General features: G+C 69.9%; 13 protein-coding genes. 3 read left to right on the forward strand and 10 right to left on the reverse strand.

The features are described from left to right. Positions 1–12: 12 nt before the first annotated feature. From rnc to D7W79_RS24430, 4 genes are read right to left on the reverse strand one after another with little or no spacing between them, the layout of a single operon-like run. On the reverse strand, positions 13–786 hold the full coding sequence (gene rnc / locus D7W79_RS24415) for a ribonuclease III (protein WP_216627560.1): 774 nt from the start codon (positions 784–786) through the stop codon (positions 13–15). A 14-nt stretch (positions 787–800) separates the two neighbouring features. After that, complete coding sequence (locus D7W79_RS24420) at positions 801–1,664, reverse strand: hypothetical protein (protein ID WP_208729827.1); 864 nt, start codon at positions 1,662–1,664, stop codon at positions 801–803. Further along, positions 1,664–2,809: an acyl-CoA dehydrogenase family protein gene (locus tag D7W79_RS24425; RefSeq protein WP_120527804.1), complete on the reverse strand. Its 1,146-nt coding sequence runs from the start codon at positions 2,807–2,809 to the stop codon at positions 1,664–1,666. Before D7W79_RS24425 ends, D7W79_RS24420 begins: the two co-directional genes overlap by 1 nt. Before the next feature lie 41 nt (positions 2,810–2,850). Further along, positions 2,851–4,380 carry an acyl-CoA carboxylase subunit beta gene (locus D7W79_RS24430; protein ID WP_120527805.1) on the reverse strand — a complete coding sequence of 510 codons (1,530 nt, stop codon included), beginning with the start codon at positions 4,378–4,380 and terminating at the stop codon, positions 2,851–2,853. Between the two features lie 224 nt (positions 4,381–4,604). Between D7W79_RS24430 and D7W79_RS24435 the strand changes: the two genes are divergently transcribed. After that, positions 4,605–4,985: a YtxH domain-containing protein gene (locus D7W79_RS24435; protein ID WP_120527806.1), complete on the forward strand. Its 381-nt coding sequence runs from the start codon at positions 4,605–4,607 to the stop codon at positions 4,983–4,985. A gap of 81 nt (positions 4,986–5,066) precedes the next feature. On the opposite strand, the gene D7W79_RS24440 is transcribed toward D7W79_RS24435, so the two are convergent. Further along, positions 5,067–5,843 carry an enoyl-CoA hydratase-related protein gene (locus D7W79_RS24440; protein ID WP_120527807.1) on the reverse strand — a complete coding sequence of 259 codons (777 nt, stop codon included), beginning with the start codon at positions 5,841–5,843 and terminating at the stop codon, positions 5,067–5,069. A 104-nt stretch (positions 5,844–5,947) separates the two neighbouring features. Here D7W79_RS24440 and D7W79_RS24445 point away from each other — a divergent pair, with 104 nt between their 5' ends. Next, a complete protein-coding gene (locus D7W79_RS24445) occupies positions 5,948–7,933 on the forward strand; it encodes a TIM44-like domain-containing protein (RefSeq protein WP_120527808.1) in 1,986 nt (661 codons plus the stop codon). Between the two features lie 28 nt (positions 7,934–7,961). Here D7W79_RS24445 and D7W79_RS24450 read toward each other — a convergent pair whose 3' ends face one another. The 5 genes from D7W79_RS24450 to D7W79_RS24470 all read right to left on the reverse strand — a co-directional run bounded on the left by D7W79_RS24450 (position 7,962) and on the right by D7W79_RS24470 (position 14,411). Continuing rightward, the gene (locus D7W79_RS24450; protein ID WP_120527809.1) at positions 7,962–8,936 is read right to left on the reverse strand and encodes a hydroxymethylglutaryl-CoA lyase; all 975 of its coding nucleotides are present in this window, start codon (positions 8,934–8,936) and stop codon (positions 7,962–7,964) included. A 19-nt stretch (positions 8,937–8,955) separates the two neighbouring features. Then, on the reverse strand, positions 8,956–9,675 hold the full coding sequence (locus D7W79_RS24455) for a methyltransferase domain-containing protein (RefSeq protein ID WP_120527810.1): 720 nt from the start codon (positions 9,673–9,675) through the stop codon (positions 8,956–8,958). A 27-nt stretch (positions 9,676–9,702) separates the two neighbouring features. After that, positions 9,703–10,902, reverse strand: a complete 1,200-nt coding sequence (locus D7W79_RS24460) for an aminotransferase class I/II-fold pyridoxal phosphate-dependent enzyme (protein ID WP_120527811.1) — start codon at positions 10,900–10,902, stop codon at positions 9,703–9,705. Positions 10,903–10,965: 63 nt separating this feature from the next. Beyond that, positions 10,966–11,946 (reverse strand): phosphatase PAP2 family protein, encoded by a 981-nt coding sequence (locus D7W79_RS24465; protein ID WP_171437383.1) that lies wholly within the window; start codon positions 11,944–11,946, stop codon positions 10,966–10,968. Next, positions 11,943–14,411: an efflux RND transporter permease subunit gene (locus D7W79_RS24470; RefSeq protein WP_120527812.1), complete on the reverse strand. Its 2,469-nt coding sequence runs from the start codon at positions 14,409–14,411 to the stop codon at positions 11,943–11,945. The genes D7W79_RS24465 and D7W79_RS24470 overlap by 4 nt, the downstream gene beginning before the upstream one ends. Before the next feature lie 431 nt (positions 14,412–14,842). Between D7W79_RS24470 and D7W79_RS24475 the strand changes: the two genes are divergently transcribed. After that, the gene (locus D7W79_RS24475; protein WP_120527813.1) at positions 14,843–16,399 is read left to right on the forward strand and encodes an aminotransferase class I/II-fold pyridoxal phosphate-dependent enzyme; all 1,557 of its coding nucleotides are present in this window, start codon (positions 14,843–14,845) and stop codon (positions 16,397–16,399) included. The last annotated feature ends 44 nt before the right edge of the window (positions 16,400–16,443 follow it).

Consider the following 16,443-nt stretch of genomic DNA (forward strand, 5'->3'; position numbering starts at 1 on the left):
CTCCAAGGGCTTTCACGCCGGAGGGTCGTCCGGTGAAGGACCTCCCGGGATGGGCGCCACCACGGCCGGGGCCACCACGGCGGCGGCCTCCGCCTTGAGGCGCTCCAGCGTGGTGCGAGCGGCTGCCTGCTCGGCCTCCTTCTTGTTCCGGCCGGTGGCCCGGGCGTACACGGTCTCCCCGATGCACACCTCCACCTCGAAGACCTTGGAGTGCTCCGGGCCCGTCTCCGACACCACCCGGTAGCGCGGCGACAGCTTGAGCCGCTCGTGGGACAGCTCCTGGAGGAGCGTCTTGTAGTCCAGGCGGCCGGCGCCGGAGGCCACCTCCTCCACCAGCTCCCCGAAGCAGCGGTCCACCAGCGCCAGCGCCGGCTCCAGGCCGCCGCTCAGGTAGACGGCGCCCAGCACCGCCTCCAGCGCGTCCGCGAGCAGCGAGTTCTTGTCGCGGCCGCCGGACTGGGACTCGCCCCGGCCCAGGAGGAGCAGCTCGCCCAGGCGCAGGCTCCGGGCCACGCGGGCCAGGCCCTCCTCGTGGACGATGCGGGCGCGCATCTTGGTGAGCTCGCCTTCGGGGACGCCGGGGCAGCGGTCCATCAGCCGGTGGCTCACGGCGAGGTCCACGACGGCGTCGCCCAGGAACTCCAGGCGCTGGTTGTCCTTGAGGTTCTGGTCGCGGTTCTCGTTGACGTACGTCTTGTGCGTGAGCGCTTCCAGGGCCAGGTCTCGCTTGGAGAACTGCACCCCCAGGCGCGCCTCCAGGGCCTGCACCCGCTCGGCCAGGGTCATCTTCTCCACGCGGCTCACTCCTGGGGTGCGTCCGGGCCCACGAGGCGCACGGCCTCGGGAGCGACCTTCAACAGGTCCGCCACCATCCGCACCACGCCGGGGAACTCATCCAGTTCGAAGCGGCCCGCCCACACCTTGCCCTGGGTGCCCGCCAGCAGGCCCCGGAAGGTGCGCCCGGCGATGCGCGCGGCGGCGAAGCGGTAGGCCTTGCCGTCCACCTGCAGCTGCGCCAGCAACTCCAGGCTGCTGCGCGGCGGCACCAGCGCCTGCGGACCGAACTTCTCCACGATTTCCACGAAGCGCACCGGCTCCGGGCCGGTCGCCGCCTGGGGGGCTCTCGGCATCGGCTCGCCGAGCAGCGCGGACAGGTAGCCCGTCAGCGCGGCCTTCTCGCGGAACTCCGACAGCTCGATGACGTGCCCCGCGGCGGTGGCCAGTTCCTCCCCGCCCCGGATGGCCTGCGCGATGCGGAAGTTGCCCTGCCGGTCCGACACCAGCTTCACCGCGAGCGCGCCCTCCCGCACGGACGTGGACAGCTCCAGCGACTGCGGATCCACGTCCGCGGGCAGGCCCAACAGCTGCAGCTCCTCCGAGCGGCGCTGCAGGTGGAAGACGTGGTCGCTGAAGGTGTCCAGCAGGAGCGCCTGCATCTCCTCCGCCGCGTCGATGGCGGACAGCAGGATGGGCGTCATGCCCACCACCGCCGGCGGCGCGATGGGGATGAGCCGGTCACCCATCACCTGGAAGGTGATGTCGGTGATGAAGTCCTTGGTGATGGGGTTCACCAGGGACGCGGCCTCCAGGTCCAGCACCACTTCGACGCCGGACGGCTCCTCACGGACCTGGAGCCCCAGCTCTCGCAGCCGAGCGGTATCCATCAGGCCCCTTTGAAGGTCTCGCGGGCGATGATGGTGCGCTGGATCTCGCTCGTGCCCTCGCCAATCTCACAGAGCTTGGCGTCGCGCAGGTAGCGCTCCACCGGGAACTCGCGCGTGTAGCCGTAGCCGCCGTGGATCTGCACCGCCTTGTTGCAGCCGCGCATGGCCGCCTCCGACGCGAACAGCTTCGCCATGGAGGCCTCCTGCGAGTACGGCTGCCCCGCGTCCGCGAGCCGCGCCGCGCGGTGCACCAGGAGGCGCGCCGCCTCCAGCTCCGTCTTCATGTCCGCCATCATCCAGCGCAGGCCCTGGAACTCGCCAATGGGCTGGCCGAACGCGGTGCGGTCCTTGGAGTACGCCACCGACTCCTCCAGCGCCCCGCGCAGGAGGCCCACCGACAGCGCGCCGATGGTGATGCGGCCCTTGTCGAGGATCTTCAGCGTGTCGATGAAGCCGCGGTCGACCTCGCCCACGATGGCGTCGTCACCGACCTCCACGTTCTCCAGGATGAGCTCCGCGGTATCCGACGAGCGCATGCCCAGCTTCCCGTGGATGGAGCGCTGGCTGAAGCCGGGCAGGCCCTTCTCCAGCACGAAGGCGGTGATGCCCTTCTGGCGCTTCTCCGGCGACGTGAGCGCCAGCACCACGAACACGTCACCCACCGTGCCCTGGGTGATGAACATCTTCGCGCCGTTGATCACCCACTTGTTGCCCTTCTTCACGGCGGTGGTGCGCATGCCGGACGCGTCCGAACCGGATCCCGGCTCGGTGAGGCCCCACGCGCCCAGCCACTCGCCGGAGGCGAGCTTGGGCAGGTAGCGCTGGTGCTGCGCCTTGTTGCCGAAGACGCGCACGTGGCTGGTGCCCAGGCCGTTGTGGCTGGCCACCGTGAGGGCGAGCGAGCCGTCGTAGCGGGCGATCTCCTCCACGGCCACCGCCACGGCGAGCGAGTCCATGGCCGCCCCGCCGTACTCCTCGGAGACGAGCATGCCCAGCACGCCCAGCTGGCCCAGCTCCTTCACCACCTCCATGGGGAACTTCTCGTCCTTGTCCCACTCGCGCGCGTACGGCTTCACGCGGCGTTCGCAGAATTCACGGAGGGAGGCCTGGAGGGCGCGGTGGCTTTCAGGAAGTTCGAAGTCCATGGTCGGGTGCGGAATCTAGCGTGGATGACAGGTGGGGAAACTCAGACGGGGTGGACGCCGTGCTTCTTCTCCGCACGGGGCTGGAACCGGTCCGCATAAAGCGAATAACGCTGGAGCAATTCCCCGCGCAGGGAGTCGCCCGGAATGACGGCGTCGATGATGAGCTCGCTGGCCAGCTTGTAGATGTCCACGTCCTGCTTGTACTCGTCGCGCAGCTTCTGGACGTAGGCCGGCCGCTCGGCCTCCGGCAGCTCCTGGATCTTGTTGAAGTAGACGGCGTTCACCGCCGCCTCCGGGCCCATCACGGCGATCATCGCCTGGGGCAGCGCCAGCGTGGCCTCCGGGGCGAAGCCGGGCCCGCTCATGGCGTAGAGGCCGGCACCGTAAGCCTTGCGCACCACCACGCAGATGCGCGGCACGCTGGCCTCCGACACCGCGGAGATCATCTTCGCGCCCGCGCGGATGATGCCCGCGCGCTCCACCTTGGTGCCGATCATGAAGCCCGGCACGTCCGACAGGTACAGGAGCGGGATGTTGAACGCGTCACACAGCCAGATGAACCGGGCCGCCTTGTCCGCGCTGTCCACGAAGAGCACGCCGCCCTTGTACTTGGGCTGGTTCGCGACGATGCCCACCGGGCGGCCGCCAATGCGCGCGAGGCCGGTGATCAGCTCCTGCGCGAAGAGCTTCTTCACCTCGAACCAGCTGCCCTCGTCGATGAGCTCCGTGATGAGGGCGTGCATGTCGAACGGCTTGTTCTGATCCGGCGGGACGATCTCGTCCACGCGCTTGCCACTGTGCTTGGGCGCCTTCACCGGCACCTGCGGCGGGGCCTTGGCGAAGTTCTCCGGGAAGAAGGCCAGGTACTGCTTCGCCGCGGCGATGGCGTCCTGCTCCGTCTTCACCAGCACGTCGCCCACGCCGGACACGGAGCAGTGCATCTTCGCGCCGCCCATCTCCTCCAGCGTGACCTTCTCACCAATGACCATCTCCGCCATGCGCGGGCTGCCCAGGTACATGGAGGCGTTGCCCTCCACCATGATGACCAGGTCGCAGAACGCGGGGATGTACGCGCCGCCCGCGGCGGACGGACCGAAGAGCAGGCAGATCTGCGGGACGAAGCCCGACAGGTGGACCTCGTTGTAGAAGATGCGGCCCGCGCCCCGGCGGCCGGGGAACATCTCCACCTGATCCGTGATGCGCGCGCCCGCGCTGTCCACCAGGTACAAGAGGGGGCAGCGCTGCGCCTTCGCTGTCTCCTGGATGCGGAGGATCTTCTCCACCGTGCGCGCGCCCCAGCTGCCCGCCTTCACCGTGGAGTCGTTGGCCATGATGGCCACCGCGCGCCCGTCGATGCGCGCCATGCCGGTGATGACGCCGTCGGAGGGCAGCTCCGGGTCCAGGTTGTTGGCGAGCTTTCCGTCCTCCACGAAGGAGTCCGCGTCCACGAGCAGTCGGATGCGCTCGCGCGCGAAGAGCTTGCCGGTCTCCGCGTTCTTCGCGTGGTACTTGGACGCGCCGCCCTTCTCCACCTGGGCGAGCTTCTCGAGCAGTGTCTGGTCTGAGGACATGGCCGCCGTCCCATACCAAGAAACCCCAGGCCTGGCTGCCTTCTTGCCAGCCGAAGCACCAGCCGTGCCGTCCAGCGGACGACGCATGGGGCTACGACAGAGCGCTTCGGGGGATGTCGCCGGGGGCCTCCCTGCCTACCTTGATGTCGCACGGGGGGTGTGCACCCAGGCGGGCCACGAACCGCCCCGTGAACGGCATCCGGACTTCGGACCAGGAGGGACCCATGTTCAGAGCGAAGAAGGCGACGTGGCAGGCGAAGGCTTTGGCCAAGAGCAAGCTGTACCGCCAGTTCCTGGCGCACCAGCTGCTCGACCAACTCCCCGAGTACGCGGACAAGGCGGGCAAGGTCGCCCGTAAGTCCTGGGACAACTTCGACCCGGACGACGCGCTGCGCTATGTGGGATTGACGACGTACAAGCCGGCGCGCTCGGGCATGGGCGGACTGGGGGCGTTCCTGCTGGGCGCCGCCGCGGGCAGCATCGTGGCCCTGCTGATGGCCCCGAGCCGCGGCACGGAGCTGCGCACCACCGTCAAGGACAAGGCGATGGGCTACATCAACAAGCAGGGCGTGAACATCGGCGGCGAGAAGACCGCGAGCGCCTGAAGTCGATGTGAGTGAAGCAGGCAGGGGCAGCACGGTCCGCGAGCAACCGCGGGCCTGCCGCCCCTGTCGCTTTCGGCGGGCCTAGCGGCCTTTATAGACAGGGGGACGCTTCTCCGCGAAGGCGCGGAGCCCTTCCAGCCGGTCCTCCGTCTTGAGCACCTCCTCGTACTTCTTGAGCTCCAGCGCCAGCGCGTCGTCCAGTTCCAGGCCAGTGCCTTCGTCGATGGCGTGCTTCGCGGTGGCCACGGCCACGGGGGCGTTCTCCACGACGGCCTCCGCGAGCTGGAAGGCGACCTCCAGCAGGTGCCCTTCCGGAGCCAGCCGGTTCACCAGGCCGATGCTGAAGGCCTCCGCCGCGTTCACGCGCCGGGCGGTGAGGATGAGGTCCTTGGCGCGTCCGGGGCCAATCAGCCGCGAGAGCCGCTGCGTGCCGCCGCCGCCGGGGATGATGCCCAGCTTCACCTCCGTGAGGCCCATCTCCGTGGCGGGCGAGGCGACGCGCAGGTCGCACGCCAGGGCCAGCTCCGTGCCGCCGCCGAAGGCCGCGCCGTTGATGGCGGCGATGAAGACGCAGTCGCTCTTCTCGATGGAGCGCAGGGTGACGCGCAGGCCGTTGAGGAAGGCGCGCACCTCGTCCTCGGACATGGTGGTGCGCTCCTTCAGGTCCGCGCCCGCGCAGAAGGCCTTGTCGCCCGCGCCGGTGAGGATGACGGCGCGCACCGAGCGGCCGGAGGACACGCGGGCCACGAGCGCGTCCAGTTCCTGGTGCATCGCGCGGCTGATGGCGTTGCGACGGCTCTCCCCGTCGATGGTCCAGATCTCGATGGCCCCGCGGGCATCGACCTTGAACTCCGGCATCTTCGCTCCCCGTGACGGACCGCGGTGGGCGGCCCGCGTGAATGGCGCGCAGCCTGAAACCTGTTCCCCAGTCTGGCAAGCCGTAAACGGTTAGGATTTCGCCCATGCCTTCGTGCTCAACGACGAAACGCCCGTGGCGGTGGCTGCCCGGACTGCTCACCGTCTCCACCCTGCTCGTGCTCGCCCTGCCGCTCGTGGCCCTGGCACGCGGCGGCGGCGGCGAGCACTACACGTCCGGACGCGACCGGGGTGGAGGCGGCGGTAGCGGTGACGGCCTGCCCCTCTGGCTGCTGTTCGACCTCATCCGGCTCATCTTCCTGTACCCGAAGGTGACCGTTCCGCTGCTCGTCATCGGCGGCGGGCTCTACTGGCTCTACAAGCGCAACCTGCACCCGGACGCCACCACCCGGCGCGCGTTGGATCAGCGCGAGGCGGAGGTGCGCACGGAGGTGTCCGGCCGCGACGTGCAGGGCTGGGTGAACGCGCTGAAGCTCAAGGACCCGTCCTTCGAATTGGAGCCCACGCTGCAGAAGGTGCGCTGGCTCTTCCTCGAGCTGCAGAAGTCGTGGTTCCGGCGGGACATGACGCCGGTGCGCCCCTTCCTGTCGGACGCGACGTGGCAGCGCTTCAACGTGCAGCTGGCGCTGATGCAGGCGCAGGGCGTGCGGGACGCGCTCGCGGACATGAAGGTGCTGGACGTGCAGCTCATCGGCCTGCACCAGACGCAGTGGTACGACAGCATCCACGTGCGCGTGCGCGCCAGCATCCGCGACACGGACGTGCCCGCGAGCCAGACGGATGCGCAGGCCATGGCCGCGGCCAGCAAGGTGGCGCCGGAGGTCTTCACGGAGGTGTGGACCTTCGTGCGCAAGCCCGGCGCGCAGACGCGCATCGGAGAGGACCTCTTCCAGGGCAAGTGCCCCAACTGCGGCGCGCCCTACAAGGGCGGCGCGTCCAACACCTGCGAGTTCTGCAACGCGGTGGTGAACTCCGGCAACTACGACTGGACGCTCTCTGAAATCACCCAGGGCGTGGAGCACGTGCGCCACCACAAGCAGGTGGACGGCCTCATGCAGGCGCGCGAGGCCGACCCCGCGCTCAACCTGGAGATGCTGGAGGACCGCGCGTCGCTGCTGTTCTGGAAGTGGATCGACGCGCAGAGCCGCAACGAGACGCAGCGCCTGTCCAAGGTCGCCAACGCGGACGCCCTCACGAAGCTGGACGCGGAGCTGGGCCAGCTGGCGAAGCAGGGCCGGCGGCGCGTCTTCCTGGAGTGCGCGGTGGGCGCGGTGGACGTGCGCGCGCTGGAGGTCCACCCGGAGTCCTTCGACGAGGCCCAGGTGGAGATCCGCTGGAGCGCCCGCATGGGCGTGGGCCCCGTGAACGAGAAGCCCCCCAGCCTGCCCACGGTGCCGCAGCGCTGGGTCTTCACGCTGCTGCGCCGCCACGGCGCGACGACGAACACGGACACCGGTATGTCCACGGACCGCTGCCCGCAGTGCAACGCGCCCACCACCAACAGCGCGGCCAACACCTGCGAGTTCTGCGGCACGGTGCTGGGCAACGGCGAGCGCGACTGGGTGCTCGCATCCGCCCTCCCCTTCGAGTCCTGGAACGTGCACCACGCGCGGCAGACGAGCGCGAACGCGGCCCGCTACCAGCAGCGGCGCCAGGCCGAGCGCGGCACCGTCGCGCCCCCGCCCGTGGACAGCCATGGCGACGGTCACGGCGGTGACGGCGACCGGGTGGTGACGGACGTGAAGGAGCGCGAGCGGCTGCTCTACATGATGGCGTCCATCGCCGCCGCGGACGGCGAAGTCACCGCCGCCGAGCGCCGCCTGCTCAAGCTGTGCGCGGAGCGCTGGAGCGTGTCGTGGCCCAACGTGGAGATGGCGCTCAACGCCGGGCCCCAGCTCTTCGAGCGCCTGGTCCCGCGAGGCAGCCCGGAGGCGGAGGTGTTCCTGCGCCACATCGTGGACATGGCATTGGTGGACGGACGCATCGACCGCAAGGAGCGGCGGATGCTGCAGATCGCCGCCCAGCACCTGGGGCTGGAGGAGCAGCTGACGGTGATGCTCGGGGACCGCTAGTCACACCCAGCGGTCCCCGGCGGGGCCTTCAGGTCTGCGCGCGGCGGGAGGCCTTCTTGTCCCGCTCGCCCAGCGCGGCCTGGAGGTACTTGCCCGCGAGCTTCCGGCCGATGAGCTCCTGGGCGATCTCCCCGGCCTCCACCAGCTTGTCCAGGTCGATGCCGGTGTCCACGCCCATGCCGTGCAGCATGAACACCGCGTCCTCGGAGGCCAGGTTGCCCGCGGCGCCCGGCGCGTAGGGGCAGCCGCCCAGCCCGCCGATGCTCGCGTCGAACGTGGTGACGCCCGCGGACAGGCCCACCAGCGCGTTGGCCAGCGCGGTGCCGCGCGTGTCGTGCAGGTGCAGCGCCAGCGTGTCCACCGGCATGTGCTGGAGCAGCGCGCTGAGAATCTCTTCCGTCTGCCGGGGCGTGCCCACGCCAATCGTGTCGCCCAGGCTCAGCTGGTAGATGCCCGCGTCCACCAGCTGACGGCAGATGTCCACCACGCGCTCCACCGGGACGTGGCCCTCGTAGGGGCAGCCCCACACGGTGGACAGGTAGCCGCGCACGCGCATGCCGGCCTTGCGGGCGGCGGCCGTCACTTCCTTCGCGCCGGCCAGCGCCTCCGCGATGGTCTTGTTGATGTTCTTCTTGGAGTGGGCCTCCGACGCGGAGATGAACACCGCGGCCTCCTCCAGCCCCGCCGCCTGCGCGCGCTCCAGTCCCTTGAGGTTGGGCACCAGCGCGGAGAAGACGACGCCGGGGCGGCGGCCCACCAGCTTGAGCAGCTCCTCCGCGTCCGCGAGCTGGGGGATCCACTTGGGTGACACGAACGACGTCACCTCGATGCGCTTCTCCCCCGCGGCGACCAGGGCGTTGATGAGGCGCGCCTTGTCGCGGGTGGGCAGCGTGCGGAGTTCGTTCTGCAGGCCGTCGCGGGGGCCGACCTCGTACACGTCGACCCGGCGGGGCAGTTGCCCCAGCAGGCCGACCCGCGTTCGCGATGTCTCTTTCGGATCCACTGGACGTGTCCCGGGCCGGTCAACCGCGCCCGGCTCCCACGATGAGGTCGGTCGACTCGGGTGTCATCGGCCCGGAATCCAGGCCGCCGTGCACCCACTCCACCGAAAAGCCCGTGCTTTCCAACAGCCGTTTCAGTTCCGCAAGAGGATAGTAACGAAGCGCGTACGCCGCTCGCAGGACACGACCATCCGGCAAGGTGAGCTGACGCTGGCCGACATCGCGGCCACGCGTCGCGTCGAAGCGGCTCTCCTCCTCCAGGAGACTCCCATCCGGTAACCGCTCGCGGAACGACGCGCCCGGACTTCCGGCCAGCCGCTCGTAGGGAACCGTCTGGAACACCAACCGTCCGCCGGGCCGCAGCACCCGCGCCACCTCGCGCAGCACCTGGACGTGCTCCGCGTCGCTGAAGGCGAAGAGTGTCGAATACCAGGCGTACGCGCCCCCCAGGGACGCGTCCTGGAAGGGCAGCGCCCGCAGGTCGCCCCGCACCACGGGAAAGCCGGGGCGGCGCAGGCGCAGGGACAGCGGATCCAGCTCCAGGCCCACCACCCGCCCGGCGAGCGCGCCTTGCGTGTTGAGCCGCGCCGCGTGCCGGCCGTGGCCGCAGCCCAGGTCCGCCACCGGCCCCTCCACGTCCGCGAACGCCCGGGACAGGTACTCCACTTCCCGGGCCGTCACCGCCTCGGAGAGGTACGGCAGCGTGCTGCGCAGGTACAGCTCCCCGAAGAAGTCGCCCACGGCCGTCGCGCGCCTTTTTGGGACGCCTCAGCGCTTGAGCGCGGGCAGCTTCTCGCGCAGGCGGCGCACGGCTTCGTCCAGCACGCCTTCCGTCTTGCAGAAGGCGAAGCGCGCGAAGCGCTGGCCCAGGTGCCGGTGCTCCGGGCCGTAGAAGACGCTGGGCGGGATGCCCGCCACGCCCACCTCCGTCACCAGGTGCCGGCAGAAGGCCACGTCGTCCGCGAAGCCGTAGCCGGTGATGTCCGCGAGGATGAAGTAGCTGCCCTCCGGTGAGAACGCCTGGAGCCCCGCCGCGCGCAGGCCCGTGAGCAGCCGCTCCCGCTTGGCGGTGTAGAGCGCAGTCAGCTCCTGGAAGTAGCTGTCCGGCAGCCGGAGCGCCACGGCCATGGCGGCCTGGAACGGCGACGCGGTGGCGAAGGTGACGAACTGGTGCGCGCGCTGCACCGCGTCCCGCAGCGGCGGCGGCGCGATGATCCAGCCGATCTTCCACCCCGTCAGGCTGAAGGACTTGCCCGCGCTGCTCACCGTCACCGTGCGGTCCGCGAGCACCGGCACCGTGGCGGCACGGATGTGGCGCGCGGGGGCGAAGACGATGTGCTCATAGACTTCGTCCGCCAGCACCTTCACGTCGTGTTCGGCGCAGAGGTTGCCCAGGAACTCCAGCTCCTCGCGGGTGAACACCTTGCCCGTGGGGTTGTGCGGCGAGTTGAGGATGAGCAGCCGCGTGCGCGGGCTGAACGCGGCGCGGACCTCGTCGCGGTCGAACCACCACGTGGTGTGCCCGGCGTCCGGCGGGCGCAGCGGCACGTAGCGCGGCGTGGCGCCCACGAAGGCGATGTTGGCGTCGTAGGAGTCGTAGAACGGCTCGAAGGCCACCACCTCGTCGCCAGGGTCCACCAGTCCCAGGATGACGTCGAGGATGGCCTCCGTCGCGCCGCTGGTGACGGTGACCATCGTGTCGGGGTCCACGGCGTGGTTGTAGAAGCGCTGCGCGTGCTCGGAGATCGCGACACGCAGGTCACGGGCGCCCACGCCGGGGGCGTACTGGTTGACGCCGCCCTGGATGGCCTTCCAGGCGGCCTCCTTGATGGCGTCCGGCCCGTCGAAGTCCGGGAAGCCCTGCCCCAGGTTCACGGCCTGGTGCTTCAGCGCCAGCGCGCTGAACTCGGAGAAGACGGTGGTGCCAAAGCGGGAGACGCGTTGCGCGAGCACGGGCCGGGGGGGCATGGGTCAGGCCTCTGGAGGCCAGCGCACGTCCTCCCGGAAACCCCGGGGCGACCGGCTGGCGGTTCAGGGCCGGACGATAGCGTCCACGGGCACGGAACGCGCGCCCTGTTCCACCGCGCGCTGCCGGGCGGCCCGGGACAGGGCCAGCGCCAGCCCCGTCACCACCAGCACCAGGGGCACCGCGCACACCAGGTCGATGGCGTAGTGGAACCGCCCCGCAAGTGTCGCGAAGATGAGCCCCATGCCCGGGAAGAGCATCACCCAGAAGAAGCGCCGGGCGAACCGGAACGCGTAGAAGAGCACCACCAGCATCACCCCGGTGTGCCCGGACGGGAAGCAGTCCCGGGTGTACACCGGCGTGCGCATCATGGACTCCAAGAGCGGCGTGAGGACCCACCCCTGGGTGGCCGGTCCGTCGAACGCGCCGATGAGGAAGTAGCGGGGCCCCACCGCGGGCACCAGCGAGTACGCCGCGTAGTTGAAGCCCAGCAGCAGGCCCAGACCCAGCAGGTACTCGTCGAAGCCGGGCGTGGGCCCCCTGCCCCGGGCGTACAGGTAGATGCCCAGGAGCAGCGGCCACATGAAGTGCCCGTAGTAGCAGAGCATCAGCACGTCGTTGGCCCAGGGCGGAATGACGTGCGCCAGCGCCACCGCGGCCTGGAAGCCGAACAGCTTCTGATCCACCGCGATGAGCTGCGCGTCCTTCACCACCGGGTTCATCCAGTCCACGATGGGCCCCAGCCACCCGTGGGCCAGCGCAGACACCGGCAGGAGCCAGAAGTCCGCCGCGATGGCGAGGAGCGGCTGGCGCGGGAAGCGGGCCTCCAGCATGCGCACGGCCGGCAGGCCCAGCGCGAAGCAGAGGAAGAGGAGCGCGTTGCGGCCGGAGTGCGGCGCCCAGCGCGCCGGGCCCACGCACACCAGGGCGGCCACCGAGCAGGCCACCATGAGGACGAGGTCCACCTGCCGGAAGCGCACGAGCACTCCGTCCGACGACGCCACGGCGGGCCTCACACGGCCTTCGCTGAATGACCAGATGCTCACGCCGATTTGCGCTCCCCCGGCGACTCGGCCGGCAGCTCGCCGGCCCCCCCGAGATTGAGGCTCCGAACCACCGCGCCCGACCCTGGCGCCTCCGCGGACCGCCGCCCCTTCCACCGCTCCAACAACGCCAGCATGGCCGGAAAGAACACCGTCGTCCCCAGGAAGGTGCTCACCACCCCAAGGAGGGCAATCTGACCGATGCTGCGCAAGCCCTGGTGGTTCGCCACCAGGAGCGCTCCGTAGCCCGCCGCGTTGGACAGGGTGGCCACCACCGCCGCGAAGCCGGTGTTGCGCACGACCCGGCCCAGCGACCCGGGGCCCTCTTCCTCGTACCGATGGAACAGGTGCACGGAGTTGTCCACCGCGATGGCCAGCAGGTTGGGCAGCACCACCGCGTTGATGAAGTTGAGCTGGACGTCGAAGAGGTACATGCCGCCCGCCAGGCACGTCATGCCCAGGAACAGCGGGCCCGCCACCAGCAGCGCGCGCTTGAAGCTGCGCAGGCTGGCCAGGATGACCAGGAACACCACCGCCGCCGCGGACCAGAGGATGAACGGCCCGTCCCCGCGCACCAGCGAGAAGATGCGCGCCGCGATGCGGTTGCTGTCCAGCACCGCCAGGTCGATGCCCTTCGCCTTCGCCCCGACCACCACCTCATCCAGCTGCGTCGCCCAGCGGTTCAGGTCCTGCGTGTCGTAGTTGGACACCGACGGGAACAGCAGGAGGAACATCCCCTTGCCGTCCAGCGCCTCGAAGCGGCGGCGCGCCTCCACCGGCAGCTCTTCCAGCCCGTAGGGCTTCGCGTCCACCATGCCGCGCAGGTCCTTCACGCGCGGGTCCTCCTGGGCGGACTTCGGCAGCCCGTCCAGCAGCGTCCGGATGCGGCCCATCTCCGCCGCGTGGCCCGCCACGTCCGAGGGCACCAGGTCGCTCAGCGACGCGGTGCGCAGGAACACGGAGTTGGCGCCGTTCTTCGCCTTCACCTGCGCGATGACGGCCTCCACTTCGCGGACCTGCTCCAGCGTGTCCACGGAGAGGATGGCTGGGTTGAGCGGCGCGCCAATCTGCTCCGTGATGTGGTCGTCCAGCCGCGACGCCGGGGAGTCGCCCTTCAGGTTGCGCAGGTTGGTCTCGAAGCCCAGCCGGGGCGCGATGCCCACCGAGTACGCCGCGAAGCCCACCACCGACAGCGCCACCGCGACGATGACGCCCGTGGGCCAGCGCCGCCACTCCTTCGCCGGGGCCGGAGCCGAGGCCTGCTCCAGGACGGGCGCGGAGGCCGCGACGGCGGTGTCACGGCGGTACGGGCGGATGCGCTCCGCGATGGCGAGCAGCGACGGGCCCAGCGCGTACGCGGACAGCACCGCCATCAGCACGCCGATGCCCGCGAGCAGGCCGAACTGCTGGAAGGCGTGGAACTGCGCCAGCACCAGCACGAAGAACGCCGCCGCGTTGGTGAAGGCGGACGTGAGCGCCCCGCTGAAGGTGCCGCGCACCGCCGCCGTCAGCGACTCCTTCACGCCGTGCTGCTCGCGCTCCTCCCAGTAGCGCATCGCCAGGTGGACGCCGTACTCGATGCCCAGGCCGATGAGGATGGCGACGAGGAAGCCCGTCACGATGTTGAGGTGGCCGATGGCGCCCTGCGCGAACGCGAACGTCAGCACCAGCCCCACCACCACCGGCACGCCCACCACCGCCAGCGCGGAGATGCGCCGGGTGGCCAGCAGGATGAGCCCCACGGCGATGAGCGCGGACAGGAGGCCCGCGTTGGACAGGTCGCGGCGCATCACCGCGTCCTCTTCGATGCGGTTCTGGAAGTTGCCCGTCGCCTCCAGCGTCACGCCCGGGTACTTCTGGGCCGCGAGCGTGCGGCCGGTGTCGAACACCGCGGCCACGAAGTTGCGCGCGAACTCCAGGTCCCCCGCCGTCCCCGACGGCTTGATCATCAGGTAGACCTCGGTGCCCTCCTTGTTCGCCAGCGTCTCCGGCAGCGCCGTGTCCGGGGTGTGCTTCTTCGCGATCTCCTCGAAGGTGGGCGGCACCGTGTCCGCGCCCAGGTCCACGAAGAGGGGGCTGGCGCGCTCCTTCTCGTAGCGGACGCGGGCCTCCAGGTCCTCCCTCAAGGAAGCGACCTCCGCCGTGGGCAGCAGCAGCAGGCCGTGGCGGCGGAAGAAGGCCACGTCATAGTGGTGCTCGACGTAGCGGACCGTCGGCAGGGCCTCCAGGCGCTTCTGGAACTCCGTGGCGTAGGCCTTGAGGGCCTCCGGCGTTCCTCCCTTGGCCATGATGACGAGGTACCCGTCCCCGCCCGCCTTCTCTGACACGCGTGTCAGATCGCGAACCTCGGGGGCACCCTCCGGGAGGAGCTCCACGAAGGAGCCGCGGAACTCCAGACGCGAGGCAAAGAGGCCCGCGGCGGCCGTCACCAGGGCGACAACGAGCAGCACCTGCCAGGGGCGCGACATCGCTGCCTGGATGAAGCCCTCGAACCACCGCTGCCGTCGTGCTTGGGACACCGTCTGCTCCTCTGATGCTGGCGGGCAAAGCAATAAGCCGGCCATGATCCAGGCCCCCGGAACAGACGGCCCCTCCTGACCCATTCCCCATGTGAACCTGTGTGTGCCCTGGGTGTTGGAGCATCCAGTCGCGAACAGAGGTCCCGGGGCGCGGCGTGCCACCAATGAGGCATGACTGTCAAGGCGCGCCCTGACACGGATGCCCCACATGGCGAGTGATGGAACCGTCCCCGCCTTGACAGTGTGGATTTCCCTCTTTATTGACCCCCTCGCGTCGTCCCCCCTGGGTGTTCACGCGGCCGGGCAATCCGATCCTGGAACGCGCCCTGCACATGGAAAGCGGCTCGGATCACACCCCCCGACGCGTAAGAAAGACCACCATGAGCGACGTGTTCGACAAGTGCCGTACCTGGAAGGACTACCGCATCGCCAAGGCCACGGGGTTGTACCCGTACTTCCGGGCCATCGAGGCGTCGCACGGCGCCACGGAGGTGGAGATCGAAGGGCGCCGGGTCATCATGGTGGGCTCGAACAACTACCTGGGCCTGTCCGCGGATCCGCGCGTGAAGGAAGCGGCCATCAAGGCCACGGAGAAGTTCGGAACCACCTGCTCCGGTTCGCGCCTGCTGAACGGCACGCTGGCGCTGCACGAGGAGCTGGAGGCGCGGCTGGCGAAGTTCCTCAACCGCGAGTCGGCCATCGTCATCTCCACCGGGTTCCAGACGAACCTGGCGCTGGCGTCCATCCTGGGCCGTCACGACATCGTCTTCAGCGACCGCGCGAACCACGCGTCGCTGGTGGACGGCGTGCGCCTGTCGTTCGCGACGGAGCGCAAGTTCCGCCACAACGACATGGAGCACCTGGAGCAGCTGCTGGCCGCGGCGGAGCCGGGCGCCGGGAAGATCATCGTCACGGACGGCGTGTTCTCCATGGAGGGCGACGTCTGCAACCTGCCCCGCATCGTGGAGCTGGCCAAGCAGTACAACGCCCGCGTGATGACGGATGACGCCCACGCCATGGGCGTGCTGGGCGAGATGGGCCGGGGCACCTCCGAGTACTTCGGCCTGGAGAAGGACGTGGACCTGGTGATGGGCACGTTCTCCAAGAGCTTCGCGTCGCTGGGCGGCGTGCTCGCGGGTCCGTTCGACGTCATCAACTACATCCGCCACAAGGCCCGCTCGGTCATCTTCTCCGCGTCCATGACGCCCGCGTCCATCGCGGCGGCGCTCAAGGCGACGGAGATCATCGAGGCGGAGCCGCAGCGCCGCGCGCGCCTGCTGGACATCGCGGAGAAGATGCACAACGGCTTCCGCGCCATGGGCTTCGACACGGGCGTGTCGGTGACGCCGGTGGTGCCGGTGCACATCGGCGACCAGGTGAAGTGCTTCCGCTTCTGGCGCGCGCTGCACGAGGCGGGCGTGTTCGCCAACCCCGTGATTCCGCCGGCGGTGGAGGCGGGCCACGCGCTCATCCGCACCAGCTACATGGCCACGCACACGGACGCGCAGCTGGACCAGGTGCTGGACACCTTCGAGAAGATCGGCCGCAAGCTCAACGTCATCCCGGAGACGCGCCCCACGGTGTACGAGCCGGTGAAGATCGCCCGGCCGGGCAGCGCGGTGCGCAGCAACAAGGCGAGCGAGACGTGGGCGGCGGGCAGCGCGGGCCTGCTCGCGGACAAGGGCTTCTCCCTGGATCAGCTGTCGCGGATGTCGTCGCGGGAGATGGCCGGGAAGTTCTTCGACGCGGTGGAGCAGCTCACCTGGCGCGCGGCGAACCTCCAGCCGGACGACCTGCGGCGGCTGGGCGGCGCGCCCAAGAAGCTGTGGGAGAAGCGCAGCGAGCTGGGCGGCGTGCTCCTGGAGAAGGGCGCCCAGCTCTTCATGCGCAACGGCAGCGACGGTTCCGACGGCGGCAACCAGGCCGAAAGGAACTGAGCCCCCCTCATGGCCCACCCCGCCAAGCACTCCGACGCTTCCTC

Origin of the sequence: Corallococcus exercitus (assembly GCF_003611585.1) — a bacterium.
In the GTDB taxonomy this organism is placed as follows: Bacteria; Myxococcota; Myxococcia; order Myxococcales; family Myxococcaceae; genus Corallococcus; species Corallococcus exercitus.